The organism is Brachybacterium sp. (genome assembly GCF_036379615.1).
Taxonomy (GTDB): Bacteria; Actinomycetota; Actinomycetes; order Actinomycetales; family Dermabacteraceae; genus Brachybacterium.
The window spans coordinates 174,032-196,061 of record NZ_DASVGJ010000061.1 but is presented as its reverse complement, the minus strand read 5'-3'; the positions used below and the strand labels follow the sequence as shown (position 1 = coordinate 196,061).

The following is a 22,030-nucleotide window of genomic DNA, read 5'->3' as shown; positions in this document are numbered from 1 at the left end:
CAGCCCGCTCCACCGCATCGTCGCCGTGACCCGTGATCGAGGAGAAGACCCCGTTGTCCCCCGTGCATCCCTCGCAGTCCCCGCTGGAGAGCCCCGTCGGCGCCGCCGTCCCGAGCACCGAGGAGGTCGCCGCGCAGGTCCGGACCTGGGTGGACGCCGCCGCGTCCCGACCGGTCCCGGGACCGGCGAAGATGCTCTCCGACCTCCTCCAGGATCCGAAGGGGCTGGACTTCACGCTCGCCTTCGTCGACCGGGTGATCCGTCCGGAGGACCCCCGCGCCGCCGGCGTCGAGCTGCGCCGACTGGCCCAGGACCCTCCCGCGTTCCTCCCCGCACCGCTGCGCCGAGTGATCGGTCTGGGCGGCGCGGCGTCCGCACTCGCCCCCTCCGTGGTGGTCCCCACCGCGCAGGCCACGATGCGGAGGATGGTGGGCCATCTGATCCTGGACGCGAGACCACGCCCGCTGGGCGCCTCGATCCGGCGCCTGACGGCCGACGGCACCCAGCTGAACATCAATCTCCTGGGAGAGGCGGTGCTCGGCGCGCAGGAGGCCGCGCGCCGGCTCGAGGGCGTGCGCGAGCTGGTGTCCCGGGAGGACGTCGACTATGCCTCCATCAAGGTGTCCTCGATCGTGGACCACCTGCCGCTGTGGGCTGCGGCCGAGACGGTCGACCACATCGTCGAGACCCTGCTGCCGCTGTACCTCGAGGCGGCGCGCGGGGACCGCCCCACCTTCTTGAACATGGACATGGAGGAGTACCGGGACCTCGAGCTGACCCTGCAGGTCTTCGAGAAGCTCCTGGATCGTCCCGAGCTCGCCTCCCTGCACGCGGGGATCGTGCTGCAGGCGTATCTGCCGGACGCCCCGGCGGCGATGGTCCGCCTGCGTCGTTTCGCCGAGCGCCGGGTGGCCGACGGCGGCGCCCCGATCAAGGTGCGCCTGGTCAAGGGCGCGAACCTGGCGATGGAGCAGGTCGACGCCTCGGTGCACGGCTGGACGCAGGCTCCGCTGCTGTCCAAGGAGGAGACCGATGCGCAGTACAAGCGCATGCTGCTCGAGGCGCTCGATCCCGACCGGCTCGAGGCCGTCCACCTCGGGGTGGCCGGGCACAACCTCTTCGATGTCGCCTTCGCGCTTCTGCTGATGCAGGCGCGGAGCATCCCCGCGGGCCCAGGGCACGGCGTCGAGTTCGAGATGCTCGCCGGGATGGCGCCCGGGCAGCAGGCCGTGGTGCGCGAGGCCACCGGGACGATGCGGCTCTACGTCCCGATCGTGCATCCCCGCCACTTCGACGTCGCCGTCTCCTACCTGGTGCGACGTCTCGAGGAGAACGCGTCCTCGCAGAACTTCCTCTCCGCAGCCTTCGAGCTGGACAGCTCCGCCGAGCTCTTCGCCCGCGAGCAGCAGCGCTTCTCCCGGTCGCTGGAGCGTGCACTGCGAGAGGACTCGGCGATCACCCATCGTGACCAGGACCGTGGCGCAGAGGTCACGGGCAGGGCGCGCTCCCTGCCACTCGGCTCCGCTGCCCTGCCGGCGGTCCCCGGGGCCTTCCGCAACACCCCCGACACCGATCTGTCGACCCCGATGAACCAGGAGTGGGCCGCCGGGATCACCCATCGGATCCGCGGCTCGCAGCTCGGTGTCGCCGAGGCCCGCGCCGCCCGGGTCCAGACGGTCCAGGCCGTGGACGAGATCCTCACCCGCGCTCTCGACGCCCAACCCGCCTGGGAGGCGCTGGGCGTGGAGAAGCGGGCGATGATCCTGCGCCGCGTCGCCGGGACCCTCGCCGCGCACCGCGCCGAGCTGCTGGAGGTGATGGCGAGCGAGACCGGCAAGACCCTCGAGCAGGGCGATCCCGAGGTGAGCGAGGCGATCGACTTCGCCCTCTACTACGCGGAGCAGGCCGAGCAGCTGGAGCGATCGGGCTCCCTCCGTGCCGCGGCGCGGCCCCTGACCCTGGTCACCCCGCCGTGGAACTTCCCGGTCGCGATACCCACCGGCGGCGTGCTCGCCGCCCTGGTCACGGGCAGCGCTGTGATCATGAAGCCGGCGCCCCAGGCACGGCGCTGCGGCGCGCTGATCGGACGCCTGCTGCAGGAGGCCGGGGTGCCGGAGCACGTGCTCACGCTGGTCGATGTCCCGGAGGACGAGGTGGGCCGGTCCCTGATCGCCGATCCGAGGATCTCGCAGCTGATCCTCACCGGAGCCTCGGACACCGCCGCCCTGTTCGCCTCCTGGCGGCCCGAGCTGCGAATCCTCGCCGAGACCAGCGGCAAGAACTCGATCATCGTGACCCCGCAGGCGGATCTCGACCTCGCCGCACGCGACGTCGCCGCGAGCGCCTTCGGGCACGCCGGCCAGAAGTGCTCGGCGGCCTCGCTGGTGATCACGGTCGGATCGGTCACCACCTCCCGCCGGTTCTCGGCCCAGCTGGCCGATGCGGTGCTGAGCCTGCACGTGGGCCTGCCCACGGATCCGACCGTGCAGATGGGCCCGGTGATCGAGCCCCCCGGAGAGAAGCTGCGTTCTGGGCTCACCGAGCTCGCGGACGGCGAGGCCTGGCTCTCGAGGCCGCGACAGCTCGACGACTCCGGCACGCTCTTCTCCCCCGGTGTCCGCACCGGGGTCGAGGAGGGGTCGGCGTTCCACCTCACCGAGTACTTCGGTCCGGTCCTCGGCGTGATCCATGCCGAGACCCTCGACGAGGCGGTGCGGATCCAGAACGGCACCGCCTTCGGGCTCACCGCCGGGCTGCATTCGCTCGAGCCCGCGGAGATCGCCTGGTGGACCGAGCATGTCGAGGCCGGCAACCTCTACGTCAACCGCGGCATCACCGGGGCGATCGTGGAGCGTCAGCCCTTCGGCGGCTGGAAGCGCTCGGCGATCGGGCAGACGGCGAAGGCCGGCGGGCCCAACTACCTGGTGCACCTGATGGACTGGGCGGACGCCGAGGGCGTACCGGACACGGTCGACGAGCCGGAGGCGTGGCTGGCCGAGGCCCGCCACAGCGACCGTGAGCGCTGGACGGCCACCTTCGCGCCGCGGGATGTGCAGGATCTGCACGGCGAGATCAACGTGCTGCGGCACCTGCCGCTGCCGGTCCTGGTCCGTGCGGCCCCGGGCACTGCGGCGCCGGCGCTGGAACGGGTGCTGCATGCCGCAGCGACCGTCGGCGCCGAGGTGGAGGTGTCGGTCTCCGACTCGCAACTCGTCCCGGTCGCGCGGGCGGCAGGGATCGCGAGGTCCGCGGTGCGCCACGAGGACGAGGCCGCCTTCGCGGCCCGGGTACCGCAGCTCACGCAGTCCCGGATCCGGCTCATCGGCGACGCCGATCCGGCCTTGCACCGTTCGCTCGCCGAGCACATCGACGTGGCGCTGTTCACCGGCGACGTCGTCGCGGAGGGTCGGGTCGAGCTGCTCCCGTTCCTGCACGAGCAGGCGATCAGCGCGACCAGCCACCGCTACGGCAATCCGCTCCCGCACCCGCTGGACCTCACCGGCGGCAGGGGCTGGGAGCGCGGCAGGAGCAGGGAGCACGGCCGCCGCTGAGCACTCCGGGCGCGCCTCGGGCCGGGCCGCGAGACGCCGACGTACCCTGACTCGATCGTTCCGCACATGAGCGATGCGCGAGCATCGAGGAGTTCCATGACCGACGCCGTTCCCCGCCGGCAGCCCTCCGGAGCCGCCGCCCGCGGCGCTGCGGCGCCTGCGAACTCCACGACGTCGGAGCGCGACCCGTTCCTGGACAATGCCCGCGGCATCCTCATCATGCTGGTCGTGGTCGGGCACACGCTGGAGTGCTTCGAGGGGGCCTCGGGATGGCTCGGCGAGTCGATCCGGATCTGGATCTACTCCTTCCACATGGCCGCATTCATCGCGATCTCCGGCTTCCTCTCCCGCTCCTACCGCAACGAGCCCCGCCAGGTGCGGCGCCTGCTCACGGCGATGCTGGTCCCCTATCTGATCTTCCAGCTGCTCCATGAGGCGGGCAAGACGCTGCTGCTGGGCCAGGAGTTCCGCCTGGAGTTCGTCACCTCGGCGTGGACGCTGTGGTTCCTGCTGGCGCTGCTGATGTGGCGCCTGGTGACCCCGGTGCTGCGCAGCCTGCGCCACCCGCTCGTGTTCGCGGTCGCCCTCGCCGTGATCACACCGCTGGACCAGCACCTGGACAGCACCTTCTCGCTGGGTCGCTTCTTCCAGATGATGCCGTTCTTCGTGCTGGGCCTGGTCGCGACCCCGGCGATGCTGCACCGGCTCAAGACCCTCCCGCATCGGGAGCTGATCGGAGCGGCGATCCTCGCCCTGGCGATGGTGGTCTCGCTCGCCACTCACGAGAAGCTCTCGGTCGACCGCTTCTTCCTGCGAGGGAGCTACGCCGAGGGACCGTACGACACGTGGCTGGCCATCGTCGTGCAGCTGCTGGTGCTCGGGGCCGGCGCGCTGGGGACTCTCGCCCTGCTCCTCGCCACGCCTCTGCGCAGGACGCTGTGGACGGACCTCGGCACCCGATCCCTGACGATCTACCTCCTGCACCCGCTGGTCCTGCTGCCGATCCGCTACCTGGACGAACCCCTGTCCTGGGTGGAGGCCTGGTGGTCGCCGATCCCGCTGATCGCCATCGGACTGGCGCTGACCGCGGTGCTGTCCCGGGGCCCGGTCACCACCCTCACCAGCTGGCTCACCGATCCCCCGATCGGCAGATTCCTGGTGCGAGAGGGCGCTCCGGGCGTGAAGGACGCGGGTCGCCGCACCTGATGCGCATCTGTGCACCACCTCACATCTCGCGATAGCGTGTCGGCGTTCCCCTGATCCCCGACACATCGAGGTGCCGCACCATGCTCGAGAGTTCCTCTTCTCCCGACCCCACTCGACGCCAGCTGCTGGTGGGCGGTGCGAGTGCCGCCGGAATCGCCGCCGTCCCCACCGCCACGGCCGCCGCCGCGCCCGTCCCTGCCGAGCGCACCGCGCCCCCGCCGGAGCGGACCGCCCGCGCCGTCGCTGCGGCCGAGGCGCTGATGACGCGATTCCGCGCGGAGACCGACCCGGACATGCTCATCGAGCGGGTGCCGCGCCAGGACGGTGATCCGGAGTTCACCTACGTCTGGCCGCTCTCCCAGGCACGCGCAGGGGTCACAGAGCTCATCGCCGTCCTGGAGCAGACCGGCCGCCCCGTGGACGCCGGCGACCTCGACCTCGCCGCGGCGGACGCCTCCCTGCTGCGCGCCCAGGAGCAGTACTGGTATCCGCAGGGCGGCACCACCGGTCTTCCCGGATACACCGCCGCCACCGACTCCGCCCAGGGCGCTCACGGCGATTTCTTCTACGACGACAACGACTGGATCGCCCTGCTCGAGATCGAGCAGCATCTGCTCACCGACGGCACCGCCGGGGATCTGGAGCGCGCCGCCGCCCTGTTGGAGCTGTTCCGCTCCGGCGAGTCCACCGATCCCACCCTCGCCTCCCCCGGCGGGATCGAGTGGACGCAGGGCGACTGGAACCAGGACCGCAACACCGTCTCCACCTTCCCCTCGGCGAAGGTCGCGCTGCGCCTGCACCAGCTCACCGGCGAGGAGTCCGCCCTCGAGGACGCCCTGCGATGGATGACGTGGGGCCGCGACACACTGCTCGCCCCGAACGGCCTGTACTGGGACAACATCAAGCCCGACGGGGAGATCGACCGCACCCACTGGACCTACAACCAGGGCGTGCCGCTGGGCTGCGAGGCCCTCGCCTACGAGATCACCGGCGACGCCGCCCACCGCGACCGGGCGCTCGCCCTGGTCGAGGCGATCATCGAGCACTACGACCCGCTCGGCGAGGGCACCGCCTTCGACGATCAGCCGATCCAGTTCAACGCGATCCTGCTGTCGAACCTGCTGCTGGCCGAATCGATCTTCGGCGCACGGATGAACGGTCGCCGGATCACCGAGGCCTATGCCGACAGGCTCTGGCGCGACCGCCGTGACCCGGAGACGAACCTGGTCAGCGGCTCCCGGGAGACCGAGGACGGCACCCATCTGCTGGACCAGGCCGGCTTCGCCCGGTCCCTCGCCCTGGCGAGCCTGCGCCGCCCGCACTGGCGCCATCTGAGCTGACACCGCCCGGGAAGGGCGCGCCCCGGCAGTATCGGGGCGCGCCTCAGCCGGCGGCGACGGTGCCGACGCGGGCCCCCTCGGGCACCTCGCCACCCTCCTCGCCGAGCACCGCATCGCCGTGCACGGCGACGTCCGCGCCGAACGTCCAGTCCCCCTGGACGTCGAGGCTGCTGGCCTCCTTGAGCGAGGGCACCCCGTACGGGAAGCGCGGCTCGAAGTCCTGGATCAGCTTGTAGGACCCGGCATGGAGGGAGACGGCCGGCACCGCGTCGACCTGCTGCACGAGCGCCGAGCGCTCGTCGAGGGCATAGGCGTCGGAGCGCACCAGCAGCAGGTCGCTGGTGGCCTTGACCGGCAGGAAGCGGTCACGGCCCACGACGATCGCCGTCGCCCCGTCGAACACCTCGATCGCCGCGCCCATCGCGGATTCGATCTGGTAGACGGGGGTGCTGGCCGTGTCCGCCGGATCCACGGTCTTCTCGTTGCGGATCAGCGGCAGGCCCATGATGCCGTCGCGCTCCTTCAGCACCGCCGCCATCTGCTCGAGATCGAACCAGAGGTTGTTGGTGTGGAAGAAGGGGTGACGGTGCTCGTCGGTGAAGTAGTCCATCTCCTCGGCCGGGGTCTGCGCGGTGTCGCGCAGGATGAGCCGGCCGTCGGACTTCCGCACCGCGAGGTGGCCGCCCTTGCGGTCCGCGGGGGTGCGACGGCATAGCTCGGCGGCGTAGGGCGCTCCGGTGGAGGCGAACCAGGCGGCGAGCACGGGGCTGGGAACCGTGCCGAGGTTGTCGGAGTTCGAGACGGAGGCGTACGTGAACCCGGCATCCAGCAGCTGCTGGAGCAGGCCGGAGGTCTGCAGGGCGGTGTAGATGTCCCCGTGGCCGGGCGGGCACCACTCCAGAGCAGGGTCCGCGTCCCAGTCGACCGGGGTGAGGTCGTCCGTGCGGAGCTTGGGCTCCATGTTCTGCAGGAAGTCCAGCGGCAGGTCCCCGACGGGCAGGTCGGGGTGCTTCGCGAGCACCTCGAGGGTGTCCTCGCGGGTACGGAAGGAGTTCATGAAGATCAGCGGCAGGCGGGAGCCGGTGCCGCGACGGGCGGCGAGGACCTGCTCGACGAGGAGGTCCAGGAAGCTCTTGCCGTCCCGCACGGGCAGCAGGGACTTCGCCTGGTCCAGGCCCATCGAGGTGCCGAGGCCGCCGTTGAGGTTGATGATCGCGAGCTGGTCGAAGACCTGCTTGGCGTGGGCGGGGTCGATCGAGACGTCCTCGAGCAGCGGCGGATCGAGGTAGGGGTCGATCGTGTCCTCGGGGATGGTCCCGGTCACCCCCTCCTCGAGCTGCCCGTAGTAGTGGGAGAAGACGTCGATCGCGGTCTGCGCCACCCCGGCGTCCGCCATCTTCTGCTGCGCTGCCTGAAGTCCTTCGATGCTCATGGGACCAGGGTATCGGGACGGACGGCGGACCTGCTCCGTCCGCCCCGATCACCGGGGGCCTCAGCCGCCGAGCTCGAGCCGCGGCCAGTGCTCCAGCGCGCGCAGCACGGAGCGGTCGTGGCTGGCGAGCACCACGGCCGACGCCGTCAGCTCGAGGGCGGTGAGCAGATCCTCCACCCCGCTGACCCCCAGGTGGTTGGTGGGCTCATCGAGCAGCAGCACGTCGGGCCGCTCGCGGAACAGACCGGCCAGTGACCTCCGCCGTCGCTCCCCCGGGCTGCCGTGGGCTCCGCCGGGCGGCGCATCCTCCTGGGTGAGCAGCCCGATCCGCGCCCGGCCGAGAACCCGCACAGATCCGGCCGAGGGCTCGATCTCACCGGCGAGAACCCGGAGCAGGGTGGTCTTGCCGGCGCCGTTGGGGCCGACCACGAGCAGACGGTCCCCGCCCTCGAGGCGCAGCGTGGACTCCGCCAGCCGTCCAGCGACCCGGACCGCGTCCGCCCGCAGCAGCGGCGTCCCGGCAGCTGTCTGCGCCGCCGGAAGGCGCAGCCGCTGCGGTGGAGGTGGCACCTCGAGCAGGTGCTCCTCGAGCCGGTCGATCCTCTCGTTCATCGCCCGCACCGCTCCCGGGGCGCGGGACTGCCGCTGGTGCTTGCCGGTGCCCTTGTCCGGCCGCCACCCGGTGGAGAGCCGGGAGCGGGCGGCCTCCGCCCGCGTACGGAGCCGCTCATGCTCCTCCTGCTGGGCACGGTAGGCGTCCTCCCAGGCCGCGCGGTGCCGCCGCCGAGCGTCCTGCCACTGCTCGAGACCGCCGCTGACCAGCAGAGGCCGGTCATCGCTGGTGGGGTCGAGGTCGAGGAAGGCGGTGGCGACACCTGCCAGCAACGTCCTGTCGTGAGAGACGATCGCTGCGGCGCCGTGATGCTCGCGCAGGGCTCGGGAGAGGTGGTCCAGGCCCCGCTCGTCGAGGTGGTTCGTGGGCTCGTCCAGCAGCAGGATGTCATCGCGGGCGGCGATGACCCCGGCCAGACGCACGCGATAGCGCTGACCGACGGACAGTGCGGAGAGGGGCTGTGAGCGGCCCGTGACCGCACCCACCTGCTCGAGCGCCTCCTCGAGACGCCGCGGGGCGTCCCAGGCGTCCAGGGCTGTGACCTGGGCGAGTGCCGCGTCGTAGCGCTGCGCCACCGCGGCGGTGTCCGCGACCAGTGCTGCCGCGGCATCGTCGAGCTCCCGGAGGGCCTGCAGCGGCCGTGCGAGCAGCTCGTCGAGCAGTTCTCCGACGGTGCGCACCGTGGCGGACCCGTCGGAGCCGATCTCGAGCTCCTGATGGACCACGCCGAGCCCGCCATGGCGTTCGACGGAGCCCGCATCAGGATCGAGGGTCCCGGCGAGGGCCTTGAGCAGGGTGGTCTTGCCGCGCCCGTTGTCACCGACCACGGCGAGCCGGTCCCCCGGGGCGAGGCTGAGGTCGACGTGCTCCAGGAGCACGCGGTCCGCTCGCGCCAGCCGCAGGCCACGGGCACGGAGATGCGCCGTCCCCGCCCCGGCGCGAGCGCCAGCAACAGCGCCAGTGCCGGTACCGGTACCGGTACCGGTGTTCGAGGGAGTCGGGGCGTCGGGGGAACGGGGGTGCTGAGTCATGGGGTGCCTTCCGGTGGTGAGGTGCACCGGGCATGGCGAAGGGCCGCCCGGCGGAGATCCGGACGACGGCGTGAGGTGTGGAGGGCGCCGCCGTCAGCGGCGGGCGCGGGGACGCGCGATCATCATCGCGCTCGAGAATCGGCAGCACATGTCTGCACCGTAGGCAGGGCCCGGCCGCACTGTCACGGGAAAATTGCTCTCTGGTCGCACCCCGGTCCCTCCTGCTCCCTCCCTGGCCCCTCCCCACGGGCCCGTACGATGCTGTCCATGAGCTCGTCCCTGCAGCAGCTCCACGATCTCGTCGCGCATCAGGGCGTCCGCGTGGTCGTCACCGACCTCGACGGGGTGCTGAGAGTGTTCGACCCGTCGCTGTGGGCCGAGCTCGACGAGCTGACGGGCACCGCTGCCGGCACAGCATTCGGCGCCGTGCTGCAGCACCCCTACCTCGAGGACGTCACCCGTGGCCGGGGCACCCATGCACGCTGGCGCGCCCTCGCGGCGGAGGCACTGGTGGACGCGGGCAGCACGCCCGGCGCGGCGCACGCGGCCATCGACCGCTGGGCCGCCGCCCCGGCACAGGTCGACCACCGGGTGCTCGCCGCGCTGCAGGAGCTCCGCGAGCAGGGCACACCCGTGTTCGTGCTGACCAACGGCACCGACCGCGTGCCCGAGGAGCTCGCGGAGCTGGGACTGGCGCCCTTCCTCGGCGATGGCCGACGGTTCCTGCTGAACACCGCGGACCTCGGTGCCGCGAAACCCGATCCCGAGGCCTACGCCCGTGCGCATTCCCGCATCGAGCGCGAGCTCTCCGCAGCGCTGCGAGCGGACCAGGTCGCCTTCCTCGACGACTCCCCGCGGCACGTGCGGGGTGCCGCCGAGCACGGCTGGCGGGCGCTCCACCATGTGCCCTTGTCCGGATCGGTCTGAGGTCTCGCCCGTTCTGCGTCGGCCGTGCCCTCCGGCTCCCCTAGAATCGACTCCCATGAGCACAGTCCTGTCCGCGGTCGCCTGGCCGTACGCCAACGGTCCCCGCCACATCGGCCACGTCGCCGGCTTCGGCGTCCCCTCCGACGTCTTCTCCCGCTACATGCGGATGGCCGGGAACGACGTGCTCATGGTCTCGGGCACCGACGAGCACGGCACGCCGATCCTGGTCGAGGCGGACAGCGAGGGCATCTCCGCCCGGGAGCTCGCCGATCGCAACAACCGCCTCATCGTCGAGGACCTGGTCGCGCTGGGCCTGAGCTACGACCTCTTCACGCGCACCACCACGCGCAACCACTACCAGGTGGTGCAGGACATGTTCGTGGCCGTGCGGAACAACGGCTACATGATCGAGCAGACCACCAACGGGGCCATCTCACCGTCCACCGGTCGCACCCTGCCGGACCGGTACATCGAGGGCACCTGCCCGATCTGCGGCGCCGGAGGCGCCCGCGGCGACCAGTGCGACACCTGCGGCAACCAGCTCGACCCCACGGACCTGATCGACCCGGTCTCGCGCATCAACGGCGAGACCCCGGAGTTCATCGAGACCTCCCACTGGTTCCTGGACCTTCCGGCCCTGGCCGGGGAGCTGGGTCGCTGGCTGGACGAGCGCGAGGCGACCGGGCTGTGGCGCCCGAACGTGATCCGCTTCAGCCAGAACATCCTCGAGGACATCAAGCCCCGCGCGATGACGCGCGACATCGACTGGGGCATCCCGGTGCCGGGCTGGGAGGACCAGCCGAACAAGCGCCTGTACGTCTGGTTCGACGCCGTGATCGGCTACCTCTCCGCCTCGATCGAGTGGGCGCGCCGCTCGGGCAACCCCGAGGCGTGGCGGAAGTGGTGGAACGATCCCGAGACCCTGGCCTACTACTTCATGGGCAAGGACAACATCGTCTTCCACTCGCAGATCTGGCCGGCGGAGATGATCGCGCAGAACGGACAGGGCGACAAGGGCGGCGAGCCCGGCCGCTTCGGCGAGCTGAAGCTGCCCACCGAGGTGGTCTCCAGCGAGTTCCTCACCATGGAGGGCAAGAAGTTCTCCTCCTCCAAGCGAGTCGTCATCTACGTGCGCGATATGCTCGAGCGCTACCAGCCCGACGCGCTGCGCTACTTCATCTCCGCCGCCGGGCCGGAGAACCAGGATGCTGACTTCACCTGGACCGACTTCATCTCCCGCACCAACAACGAGCTGGTCGCGGGCTGGGGCAACCTGGTCAATCGCACCGCCGCGATGATCGCCAAGAACGTGGGCGAGATCCCGGCGGCCGGCGAGCTCGAGGAGATCGACACCGCCCTGCTCGACCAGATCCGCGAGGGGTTCACGACCGTGGGCGGTCTCATCGAGGCCCACCGCCAGCGCGCCGCGATCGCGGAGATCATGCGCCTGGTCGGAGAGGCGAACGCCTACGTCTCGCGCACCGAGCCGTTCAAGATGAAGGCCGAGGAGCAGCGCCCGCGCCTGCTCACCGTGCTGCACGTGCTCGCGCAGGCCGTCACGGATCTCAACACGATGATGGCCCCCTTCCTGCCCCATTCGGCGAACGAGGTCGAGAAGGCGCTCGGCGGGACCCGGCAGATCGCACCGATGCCGCAGATCGACGAGGTCGAGGACCTCGACGGCGGCCCCGGCTACCCGATCATCACCGGCGACTACACCGACATCCCGGCCTGGGCGCACCATCCCGTGGGCGTCGGCCAGACGGTGGTCAAGCCCACCGGCATCTTCGTCAAGCTCGATCCGACGGTCGCCGAGCAGGAGCTCGAGCGCCTCGAGGCCGCCGCCGAGGGCTGAGCGCCCAGCGGCTCCTCCTCGCCCGGGCGATCCTCCCCCGCCCGGGCGGCCGACGGGATACGGTGGCCGCCCGAGGTCTTCGGCAAGGAGGCGTGTCCGTCATGTCAGCATCCGCAGCTCCCTCCGGTGCGGGGTCCGCACCCTCCCAGCGACTGAACGCGAAGGTCGTGGGGATCTCGATCGCCGCCGCTGTCGGCGGCTTCCTCTTCGGCTTCGACACCTCGGTGATCAACGGCGCGGTGGGCGCCCTGTCCGAGGAGTTCTCCCTCGGTGCCGGGCTCACCGGCTTCGCGGTCTCCTCGGCGCTGCTGGGCTGCGCCGTCGGCGCCTGGTTCGCCGGCTCCCTCTCCAACCGCTACGGCCGCATCCCGGTGATGGTGATCGCCGCGACCCTGTTCTTCGTCTCGGCGATCGGCTCCGGCATCGCCTTCGGCGTCTGGGACCTCATCGCGTGGCGTGTGGTCGGCGGTCTGGGCGTGGGCGCCGCGAGCGTCATCGCCCCCGCCTACATCGCGGAGGTCGCGCCGGCGAAGTTCCGCGGCCGTCTGGGCTCCCTGCAGCAGCTGGCGATCGTGCTCGGCATCTTCGTGGCCCTGCTGTCCAACGCGCTGATCGCGAACTCGGCCGGAGGCTCCGAGCAGAGCTTCTGGTTCGGGGTCGCGGCCTGGCGCTGGATGTTCATGATCGAGGCGGTGCCGGCTGCGGCCTACGGGATCATGGCCCTGTTCCTGCCGGAGTCCCCGCGCTACCTGATCCGCCGGAACCAGCTGGACCGCGCCTCGAAGGTGCTCTACGACTTCACCGGCGAGCCCGACGTCAACCTCAAGATCGAGCAGATCCGCAAGACCCTCGAACGGGAGGACTCCGAGAGCCTGCGCGATCTGCTGGGCGGGCGCTTCGGTCTGAAGCCGATCGTCTGGCTGGGGATCGTGCTGTCGCTGTTCCAGCAGCTGGTGGGCATCAATGTCATCTTCTACTACTCGACCACGCTGTGGCAGTCCGTCGGCTTCGACGAGTCCCAGGCGCTGCTGACCTCCACCATCACCTCGATCATGAACATCGTCGCGACGATCATCGCGATCGTGCTGGTGGACCGGCTGGGCAGGCGCCTGATGCTGCTGGTCGGCTCGGCGGGGATGACCGCCTCCCTGGGGCTGATGGCGCTGGCCTTCTCCTTCGGCGAGGTCGCCGCCGGCTCCGAGGCCGTCTCCCTGCCTGACCCGTGGTCCACGGTGGCGCTGATCGGCGCGAACGCCTTCGTGATGTTCTTCGGCGCGACCTGGGGGCCTCTGGTGTGGGTGCTGCTGGGCGAGATCTTCCCCAACCGGATCCGAGCCTCCGCCCTCGCCGTCGCGGCGGCCGCGCAGTGGGCGGCGAACTGGCTGGTCTCGACCACCTTCCCGACGCTGTCGACCATCGGTCTCACCTTCGCCTACGGCCTGTACGCCGCCTTCGCGCTGCTGAGCCTGATCTTCGTGTTCCTGTGGGTGCCGGAGACCAAGGACCGCGAGCTGGAGGACATGGACACCCTGGAGCTGGGGCGGGGTCGCAGGAGCAGCTGACCCCGCCCGAGCGGGGTCAGCCCTCGAGCGCGGCGCGCGCGGCGCGGGCGATGTGCGCCGCGTCGATGCCCGCCCAGTCCAGCAGCTCCTGGGTGGTGCCCGAGCCGGGCACTCCATCGACCGCGAGATGCGTCAGGTGCAGATCGGCGAGAGGCTCGGCGGCAAGCGCGGCGAGCACCGCGGCGCCCAGACCGCCCTCGGCGTGATGGTCCTCGGCCACCACCACGCGCCCGCCGGTCTCGGAGACGGCGGCGCGGATGCCCTCGCCGTCGATCGGCTTGACCGAGTAGGCGTCGATCACGCGGGCGTGCACGCCGTCCTCGGCCAGGGAGTCCGCTGCGGCGAGCGCCTCGTGCAGCGTCACGCCCGCGCCGATGAGGGTGACGGCGTCGTGCTCGCTGCGGCGCAGGGTCTTGGAGCCGCCGACGGAGAACTCCTCCTCGGGCCCGTAGAGCACGGGATATCCGCCGCGGGTGGTGCGCAGGTAGCTGACTCCGGAGATGTCGGCCATCCGGGCGACCAGCGCCGCTGTGGAGGTGGCATCGCTCGGGTAGAGCACCGTGGAGCCCTGGGTGGCGGCGACCATGGCGAGGTCCTCGAGCCCCATCTGTGACGGGCCGTCGGCGCCGATCTCGACGCCCGCGTGAGAGCCGACCAGTCGCAGATCCACCCGGGAGACCGGCGCCATGCGGAGGAAGTCGGCGGCGCGGGTCAGGAACGCCGCGAAGGTCGAGGCGTAGGCGATGTACCCGCGGGTGGACAGTCCTGTCGCGGCGGCGACCATCTGCTGCTCGGCGATGAACATCTCGAAGAACCGCTCGGGGTGGTCCTCGAGGAAGTCGGCGACCCCGGTGGAGTTGGAGACCTCGCCGTCGAGCGCGACCACGCGCGGGTCGACGTCCGCGAGCGCGGAGAGCGCGGGGCCGTAGGCCTTGCGGGTCGCGATCTCCTCCCCGCGCTCGAAGGTGGGCAGCCGGACCGTGCCCCTCGGGGCGTGCCCGGCCCGCTCGACCTGGGGCGGCTTCGGGCCGCGCACCTGCAGCGAGCGCTCACCGCCGAGGGAGGCGATGGCCTCCTCGGCCTTCTCGTCGGGGATCGGCTTGCCGTGCCAGTCCAGCTCATCCTCGATACCGGGGATGCCCTTGCCCTTGACGGTGCGGGCGAGGATCACCAGCGGGCGGTCGAGCTCGCCATCGGCCTGGGAGAGGGCGTCGTCGACCTGGGCGATGTCGTGGCCGTCGATGACCACGGCGCGTGCGCCGAACGCCTCGACACGGGCGGCATAGGTGTCCATGTCCCAGCCGAGCGCGGTCTCGCCGCGCTGCCCCAGCCGGTTCACGTCCACGATGGTCACCAGGTTGGTCAGCCCGTAGTGGGCGGCGGTGGCGAAGGCCTCCCACATGGAGCCCTCGGCGAGCTCGCTGTCGCCCGTCAGCACCCACACCCGGTACGGCGCCTGGTCGAGGTGCTTGCCGGCGAGCGCGATCCCGACCCCGTCGGGCAGTCCCTGGCCGAGGGAGCCGGTGGCGACGTCGACCCACGGCAGCACCGGGGTGGGGTGGCCTTCGAGACGCTGATCGAAGCGGCGGTATCCCTCCATCAACTCCTGGTCGGAGACGACGCCGGCGGCCTTGTAGACCGAGTACAGCAGCGGTGAGGCGTGCCCCTTGGAGAACACCAGGTGGTCATTGCCGGGGGCATCCGGCGCGTCCCAGTCGTAGCGCAGGTGCCGGGACATGAGGGTGGCCAGCAGGTCGGCGGCGGAGAGGCTCGAGGTGGGGTGACCGGAGCCGGCGCTGCTCGAGGCGCGGATCGAATCCACGCGCAGCTGGGCGGCGAGCTCCGGGACCTGGTCGAGGTCGAGGCCTTCGTGCAGGGAGGTGGTCATCAGGGCTCCTTCCGTGGCGGATCGTGCCTGATGTCCCCACCGTACGAGCCGCGCCGTCGCAGCGGCAACGATCGACGACCGGACGGTCGGCCTGATCAGAGGTCGAAGACGCGCAGCACCACGGCGTGCTCGGTGCCTGCGGCCTCGCCCCCGCCGCGCAGCACCTCGGGGAGGAAGTCCTCGGGGCGCGGGTGCCCCTCGACGTGCGCGAGATAGGCCTCGTGGGCGTTGAGGGAGTCCACCGCGGCCTGCACGTGCTCCGGCGTCACGTGCTTGGCATGGGTGGGTTCGGGGTGGCCGGCGATGAGCAGGCGGGCGGTCCGCCACGGGGCGAGCCCCTCGACCTCGGCCAGCTCGCGGAACACCCAGGGGTTGGCCGCATCACGGCAGGCGTCCACGGCGGCGAGTCCGGCCACGCGGTGGTCGGCCTGGTTCAGCCCGCCGTAGGCCTCGACCTCGAAGTTCGCGGTGAGCACGAGGTCGGGCCGGAGCTGCCGGATCTGCCGGGCGATGTCGCGGCGCAGGGCCAGCCCGCCCTCGAGCATCCCGTCGGGGTGGTCGAGGTGGCGCAGATCCGCGACGCCGACGCGCTGGCAGGCGCGTCGCTGTTCGCGTTCGCGCAACGGGCCGACGACCGCCGGCTCCTGCGCCATTCCGGCCTCGCCGCGGGTGAGCAGCAGGTAGCTCACCTCGATTCCCGCAGCCGTCCACGCGGCGACGGCCGCCGAGGCGCCGTACTCCATGTCGTCGGGATGGGCGACGATGCACAGCACGCGCCGCACCCCGTCCTCGGGCAGCACGGGCAGCAGGGAGGGTGAGGCGCTCATGGCCTCCACCCTAGGCGGGCACGCGGGACCGGGCCAGGTCCCTGCTCAGCCGATTCACAGCGGCCCGTCCGGCCCGGTTGGCGCCGATGGTGGAGGCGCTGGGCCCATAGCCGAGCAGATGGATGCGCGGGTCGTGGGCGACGGCCGTGCCGTCCATGGCGATGCCGCCGTGGGCGTTGCGCAGCGCGAGCGGCCTCAGGTGCCGCAGCGCGTGGCGGAACCCGGTGGCCCACAGCAGCACGTCCAGCGAGGTCACCGCGCCGTTCTCATCGCGCACACCCTCCGGCGTGATCTCGGTGAACATGGGCCGCCGTGCAAGGATCCCGCGCTGCTGCGCTCTGCGCAGGGCGGGCGTCCAGGCCAGACCTGTCGCGGAGACCACGCTGCGCACCGGCAGTCCCTGCTGGACCCGGGCCGTCACGCCTGCGATCACCTCGCGCCCGACCTCCTGGGTGAAGGGCCGCTCGGCGAACACGGGCTCACGGCGGGTGAACCAGAAGGTCTCCCCCACCTCGGCGATCTCCAGCAGGTGGTCCAGTGCGCTGATTCCGCCTCCGATGATGCCGACCCTCTTCCCCGTGAAGTCCTCGGCGCGGCGGTAGTCGGCGGTGTGCAGCTGTGTTCCCCGGAAGCTCTCGGCGCCGGGAGAGGCGGGGCGGAAGGGGCGGGTCCAGGTGCCGGTGGCGTTGAGCACCGCGCGGGTCCGCAGCGGAGGCCTGCGTCGGCCGTCCTGCCCGATCGAGTGCACCAGCAGCGGGCGCGGCGCCGTCCCCTCGCCGGCGGGGTCGGCTGGATCGTCCTCCACCAGGGTCACGCGGACGGGCCGCTCGATCTGCACCGCGAAGCGCTGCTCGAAGTCGGCGAAGTAGTCCGGCACTGCGAGGCGGGCGGGCTGGTCGTCCGCCGCGTCGACCACCGGCATTCCCGGCAGTTCGCGGATCCCGTTGACGGTCGCCATGGTGAGACTGTCCCAGCGATGGCGCCAGGCGCCGCCCGGCCCCGCCTCGGCATCGAGGATCACGGTGCTCAACTCGCCGTGACGCTGCAGGTGATACGCGGCGGAGAGTCCCGCCTGACCGGCGCCGATCACCACCACGTCGACGCTGCGCACCGAATCGTCCATGCCCGGCACAACGCACCGCGACGCCGGATGTTCCGCGATGCGTCCCGTCTCACGCCGTCGAGGTGAATGTCCCCGTCGCCGCGCCCGCCACGGCCAGAGCCTGCTCGAGGTCGGCACGGAGGTCTGCGACGTCCTCGAGTCCCACGCTGAGCCGTACGGTGCCCGGGCGCACCCCGCACACCTCGCGCTGATGATCGGTGAGGTGGCAGTGGGTGGTGGTCGCCGGATGGCACACCAGCGAGCGGGCATCGCCGAGGTTCACCGCGATGGTCCACAGCGAGAGCGCATCGCAGAAGGCGGCCGCTGCCGCCTCTCCCCCGGCCAGCTCGAGCGAGAACACCCCGGAGGTGCCGCGGGGGAAGTCGCGAGCAGCCATCGCGGCATCGGGACGGCCGGGCATCGTGGGATGCTCCACGCGGAGGACCCCCGGCAGTGCTTGCAGGTGGGCTGCGAGAGCTGCGGCATCGGCGCTCACCTTCCGCATCCGCAGATCGAGGGTCTCGATGCCCACCAGGATCTGCTGCGCGCTGGTGGCCGGCAGGGTGGTGCCGAAGTCGGTGACGTACTTGGCGCGGGCGTAGGCCAGCAGGCCCGAGGCACCCCGGGTGTACTCCTGCGCGAAGGTGACCCCGAAGCGCCGGTTCGGGCGGGTCAGCTGCGGCCAGCGCTGCGGACATCGTCGCGGGTCGAACCGTCCGGTGTCGACGATGAGCCCTGCGATGGTGGTGCCGTGCCCGCAGAGGTACTTGGTGGCGGAATGGACGACGATGTCCGCGCCGTGCTCGCCGGGGCGATACAGAGCAGGGCTGGCCAGGGTGGAGTCGACCACGACGGGCACGTCACGGGCGTGGGCGATCGCGCTGAGCGCCCCGAGGTCCACCAGCTGCGCGCCGGGGTTCGCGATCGATTCGACGATCGCCGCGCGGGTGTCCTCGGTGAACGCCGCGTCCCAGGCCGTGAGGTCCCACGGATCCGCGACGGTGCAGGTCACACCGAAGTCCGCGAGGGTGTCGTCGAGGAGCTCGGTGGTGCCGCCGTAGAGCCGCGAGGACGCCACGACGTGCCCGCCCGGTGCGGCGAGCGCGCACAGCGCGATGGTGGTCGCGGCCTGGCCGGAGGCGACCGCGACCGCACCGATCCCGTGCTCGAGGGCGGTGATGCGCTGCTCGAGGACTGCGGTGGTGGGGTTGCCGGAGCGCGAATAGGCGAAGCCGTCCGCCCGCCGCTGGAAGAGCGCACTGAGCTCCGCATGCGAGGAGTGGGCATAGGCGCTCGCGGTGTGGATGGGAGGGGTGAGCGCATTGTGCGCGTCGGCCGCGGCGTCCCACCCCGCATGGATCCCTGCCGTGCTCATCGCTTCTCCTCGCCCCGTGCGGTGCTGACCGGTTCATCCTCCGGCCGCACCGTACGAGCGGGCGAGGTCTATGACGGAGTGTTGCGCCCCGCGACCGCTCCCGCGCTCGCAGCCGCGGTGCCCTCCTCGACCGGCCTGCCATCGGCCGCCCAGACACCGGAGCTGCCACGGCGGTGGGAGCCGAGCAGATGGGTGTCGACCACCCCCAGCGCCTCCATGAGCGCGAACATGGTGGTGGGGCCGACGAAGCGGAAGCCGCGCCGCTTGAGATCCCGGGCGAGCGCCACCGACTCAGGGCTGGTGGTGGGGACCTCGGCGGCGGTGAGCGGCATCGGGGTGCGCGCGGGGCGATAGGACCAGACGAGGTCGGCGAGGGTGATGCCCTCTGCGCGCAGCGCGATCGTCGCCCGGGCGTTGGAGATCGTGGCCTCGATCTTCCCTCGGTGGCGGATGATCCCCGTGTCAGCGAGCAACCGGTCGACGTCCGCGGCGTCGAAGGCCGCCACCGCGTCGACGTCGAAGCCGGCGAAGGCGCGGCGGAACCCCTCGCGCCGGCGGAGGATCGTCGCCCAGCTGAGCCCGGACTGGAAGCCCTCCAGGGCGAGCCGCTCGAACACGCCCCGTTCGTCCCGCACGGGCATGCCCCACTCGGTGTCGTAGTACTCGCGCAGGTCGTCATGGACCGCGGCCCAGGCGGGGCGCGCGAGGCCGTCGTCCCCGGTGTGCAGTGCAGTGCCCATCACGCGCCGCTCGGTCGTCGCTCGCCGCTCAGTCGTCGATCTTTCCGATCGGCTCGCGCTTCTCTGCCTGGAACTGGTCCTCGATGCGGCCCAGCGCCCAGTAGGCCGAGATCGAGATCTGCGCGCGAGGGATGCCGGCGTCCTTCACGAGCACCCGGCGCAGCCGCTTGGTGGTGCCGCGCTCGACGTGGCAGAACACCTGCAGGCCCTCGTGGTCGCTGAGATCGAGCGCGGCGACGGCATCGACCAGCTCCTCCCGCGACCCGATCAGCCAGCGCAGCTCGACGCCGTCCGGATGTGCGAGCTCGAGGCGGTCCTCCTCGTGGTCCAGGTGGATCAGCACCTCCCCGACGGCCTCCGCCGGCATCACCTCGAGCGATGCGGCGATGGCGGGCAGTGCGGCGTGATCGCCGATCAGCAGGTGACGACGCGTCTCGGCCAGCGGTGTGTAGCCGCCGCCGGCGCCGAACATGGCCACCACGTCACCGGGCTGGGCCTCATCGGCCCAGCGCGACGCCACGCCGTCCTTCTCGCCCTCGCCGTCCCCGTGCAGCACCACGTCGAGCTCGATCTGCCGCTTCTCGTCGTCCCACCTGCGCACGGTGTACGTGCGGCGGGCCGGCAGCAGCTCAGGGCTGGACTCCCGCAGCTCCTCCAGCTCGTAGGGCGGGCGCAGACCGGAGGCGGGGTCGGCGAGCAGCAGCTTGACATAGGCGTCAGGGTGCTCGTTGCGGTTCAGCGCGTCATAGCCCTCACCGCCCAGGGTCAGGCGCAGCAGGCGCGGGGAGATCCGGGTCTTTCCCCGTACCTCGAGGATGGCCTGGGTCCTCTCGCGGCGGGCGGGTCGGGCCTGTTCCGTGGTGGTCTGCATGCCTTCCACATTACGCTACATCTGACTCACTTAAATATCGGCGGCTCCGGCTGAGAGGGATTCGGCAGCACCGGCTGCGAGGCCGGGTGACCGCAAGGGGCACCGCCGCGTCCCCCTGCGCGCCCCCCTGCCATAGGCTGGGTGCATGAGCGTCCGTTCCGTTCCCGTGGCCGATGTCGTCGTGGTCGGCTCCGGCCCCAACGGCCTCGCCGCCGCCGTGACCCTCGCCCGTGCGGGGCTGTCCGTGCAGGTGCTGGAATCGCAGGACACGATCGGTGGCGGTGCCCGCACCCTCGACCTCGGCCTCGCTCCAGGGATCGTGCACGACATCTGCTCGGCCGCGCATCCGCTGGCCCTGGCCAGTCCGTTCTTCGCCGCCTTCGACGTGGCCGCCCGCGGGGTCCGCGCCATCGCGCCCGTCGCCTCCTACGCCCAGCCGCTGGACGACCAGCCGGCCGCGATCGCGTGGCGCGACGTGGAGCGCACCGCCGACGGGCTCGGCACCGACGGGCCGATCTGGCGCGCCCTGCTCGGCACGCTCGCACGCCACCAGGACCTGGTGGTCGAACTCGCCCTCGGCGACAAGCGCTCCGTCCCGCCCGAGCTGCTGACGCCGCGCACCCTCGCCGCGGCCCCGGTCTTCGGCGCCCTCGTCGGCCTGCAGGGCACGCCGGCCTGGGACCTCCCCTTCCGCACCGAGCGCGCCCGCGCACTGCTGGGCGGCGTCGCCGCGCACGCGATCGGCCCGATGCCGTCGCTCGCGATGGCGGCGACCGCTGGGCTGCTCGGCACGATCGGCCACGGGGTGGGCTGGCCGATCCCCGTCGGCGGCTCCCAGTCGATCATCGACGTCCTGGTCGCGGACCTCATCGCCCACGGCGGGAGCGTGCACACCGGGCGCCATGTGCGCAGCTGGCGGGATGTGCCCCCCGCACGGGCCGTGCTGCTGGACACCCCGGCCCCCGCTGCGGCGGACATCCTGGCCAACCGCCTGCCCGCATCGCTCGAGCGGGCGCTGCGCCGCTTCCCCCACGGCGACGGCGCGGCGAAGGTGGACTTCGTCCTCTCCGGACCCGTGCCCTGGCGCGATCCGGAGGTCGCCGAGGCCGGCACCCAGCACCTCGGCGGCACGCGAGCGCAGATGGCGCAGGCTGAGGCGGAGGTCGCCGCCGGACGGCTGCCCGCTCGGCCCATGACCCTGGTCAGCGACCCGGCCGTGGTCGACCCCGGACGGATCCATGGAGGCCTGCGTCCGCTGTGGGCCTATGCGCATGTGCCCGCCGGGGACACCACCGACCCCACCGAGCTGGTCACCGCCCAGATCGAACGGTTCGCGCCCGGTTTCCGCGACCTGATCGTCGCCTCGCGCGGCATCCCGGCCTCCGAGATGGTCCGGCACAATCCGGCGCTGGTCGGCGGGGACATCTCGATGGGCCGCGTGACGATGGCCGGGATGATCGCCCGTCCCACGGCCCGGCTGGATCCCTACCGCCTGGCCGAGACCGGCTGGTACCTGTGCTCGCAGGCGACTCCGCCAGGCCCCGGTGTGCACGGCATGTCCGGCTGGCACGCCGCCCGCCGGGTGCTGGCCCGGGAGTTCGGGATCACGCAGCTCCCGGACCTCTCCCCCTCCGCGGCCCGGGACTGACTGCTCACACCCTCGCGTCGAACGTTGAAATCATGACCACGGGTGTCGCAGGATGACCCACC

General features: G+C 71.7%; 15 protein-coding genes. 7 read left to right on the top strand and 8 right to left on the bottom strand.

Going from position 1 to position 22,030, the window contains the following annotated elements:
* Positions 1-32: 32 nt before the first annotated feature.
* The 3 genes from VF289_RS13165 to VF289_RS13155 all read left to right on the top strand — a co-directional run bounded on the left by VF289_RS13165 (position 33) and on the right by VF289_RS13155 (position 6,097).
* Positions 33-3,551 (top strand): bifunctional proline dehydrogenase/L-glutamate gamma-semialdehyde dehydrogenase, encoded by a 3,519-nt coding sequence (locus VF289_RS13165; protein ID WP_330884348.1) that lies wholly within the window; start codon positions 33-35, stop codon positions 3,549-3,551.
* 96 nt (positions 3,552-3,647) lie between these two features.
* Positions 3,648-4,757, top strand: a complete 1,110-nt coding sequence (locus VF289_RS13160) for an acyltransferase family protein (protein WP_330884347.1) — start codon at positions 3,648-3,650, stop codon at positions 4,755-4,757.
* Between the two features lie 80 nt (positions 4,758-4,837).
* A complete protein-coding gene (locus VF289_RS13155; protein ID WP_330884346.1) occupies positions 4,838-6,097 on the top strand; it encodes a glycoside hydrolase family 76 protein in 1,260 nt (419 codons plus the stop codon).
* Positions 6,098-6,140: 43 nt separating this feature from the next.
* Here the strand turns inward: VF289_RS13155 and VF289_RS13150 are convergent, their stop codons facing one another.
* Positions 6,141-7,529 carry a UTP--glucose-1-phosphate uridylyltransferase gene (locus tag VF289_RS13150; RefSeq protein ID WP_330884345.1) on the bottom strand — a complete coding sequence of 463 codons (1,389 nt, stop codon included), beginning with the start codon at positions 7,527-7,529 and terminating at the stop codon, positions 6,141-6,143.
* Positions 7,530-7,589: 60 nt separating this feature from the next.
* On the bottom strand, positions 7,590-9,044 hold the full coding sequence (locus VF289_RS13145; RefSeq protein WP_414644492.1) for an ATP-binding cassette domain-containing protein: 1,455 nt from the start codon (positions 9,042-9,044) through the stop codon (positions 7,590-7,592).
* A 396-nt stretch (positions 9,045-9,440) separates the two neighbouring features.
* Between VF289_RS13145 and VF289_RS13140 the strand changes: the two genes are divergently transcribed.
* From VF289_RS13140 to VF289_RS13130, 3 genes are all read left to right on the top strand, one after another.
* Positions 9,441-10,100, top strand: a complete 660-nt coding sequence (locus tag VF289_RS13140; RefSeq protein ID WP_330884343.1) for an HAD family hydrolase — start codon at positions 9,441-9,443, stop codon at positions 10,098-10,100.
* Between the two features lie 55 nt (positions 10,101-10,155).
* Positions 10,156-11,955 carry a methionine--tRNA ligase gene (gene metG, locus VF289_RS13135; RefSeq protein WP_330884342.1) on the top strand — a complete coding sequence of 600 codons (1,800 nt, stop codon included), beginning with the start codon at positions 10,156-10,158 and terminating at the stop codon, positions 11,953-11,955.
* A gap of 101 nt (positions 11,956-12,056) precedes the next feature.
* Positions 12,057-13,517 (top strand): sugar porter family MFS transporter, encoded by a 1,461-nt coding sequence (locus VF289_RS13130; RefSeq protein WP_330884341.1) that lies wholly within the window; start codon positions 12,057-12,059, stop codon positions 13,515-13,517.
* A gap of 16 nt (positions 13,518-13,533) precedes the next feature.
* On the opposite strand, the gene VF289_RS13125 is transcribed toward VF289_RS13130, so the two are convergent.
* The 6 genes from VF289_RS13125 to VF289_RS13100 form a co-directional block, all read right to left on the bottom strand.
* Positions 13,534-15,405, bottom strand: a complete 1,872-nt coding sequence (locus VF289_RS13125) for a transketolase (protein ID WP_330884340.1) — start codon at positions 15,403-15,405, stop codon at positions 13,534-13,536.
* 95 nt (positions 15,406-15,500) lie between these two features.
* Positions 15,501-16,232: a PIG-L deacetylase family protein gene (locus VF289_RS13120; RefSeq protein WP_330884339.1), complete on the bottom strand. Its 732-nt coding sequence runs from the start codon at positions 16,230-16,232 to the stop codon at positions 15,501-15,503.
* Between the two features lie 10 nt (positions 16,233-16,242).
* Positions 16,243-17,355: an FAD-dependent oxidoreductase gene (locus tag VF289_RS13115; protein WP_330884338.1), complete on the bottom strand. Its 1,113-nt coding sequence runs from the start codon at positions 17,353-17,355 to the stop codon at positions 16,243-16,245.
* A gap of 49 nt (positions 17,356-17,404) precedes the next feature.
* A complete protein-coding gene (locus tag VF289_RS13110) occupies positions 17,405-18,709 on the bottom strand; it encodes an O-acetylhomoserine aminocarboxypropyltransferase/cysteine synthase family protein (RefSeq protein ID WP_330884337.1) in 1,305 nt (434 codons plus the stop codon).
* A 68-nt stretch (positions 18,710-18,777) separates the two neighbouring features.
* Positions 18,778-19,449, bottom strand: a complete 672-nt coding sequence (locus VF289_RS13105) for a DNA-3-methyladenine glycosylase I (RefSeq protein ID WP_330884336.1) — start codon at positions 19,447-19,449, stop codon at positions 18,778-18,780.
* Between the two features lie 28 nt (positions 19,450-19,477).
* Positions 19,478-20,320 carry a siderophore-interacting protein gene (locus VF289_RS13100; RefSeq protein ID WP_330884335.1) on the bottom strand — a complete coding sequence of 281 codons (843 nt, stop codon included), beginning with the start codon at positions 20,318-20,320 and terminating at the stop codon, positions 19,478-19,480.
* Between the two features lie 145 nt (positions 20,321-20,465).
* Between VF289_RS13100 and VF289_RS13095 the strand changes: the two genes are divergently transcribed.
* Positions 20,466-21,968: an NAD(P)/FAD-dependent oxidoreductase gene (locus VF289_RS13095; RefSeq protein WP_330884334.1), complete on the top strand. Its 1,503-nt coding sequence runs from the start codon at positions 20,466-20,468 to the stop codon at positions 21,966-21,968.
* Positions 21,969-22,030 lie beyond the last annotated feature (62 nt).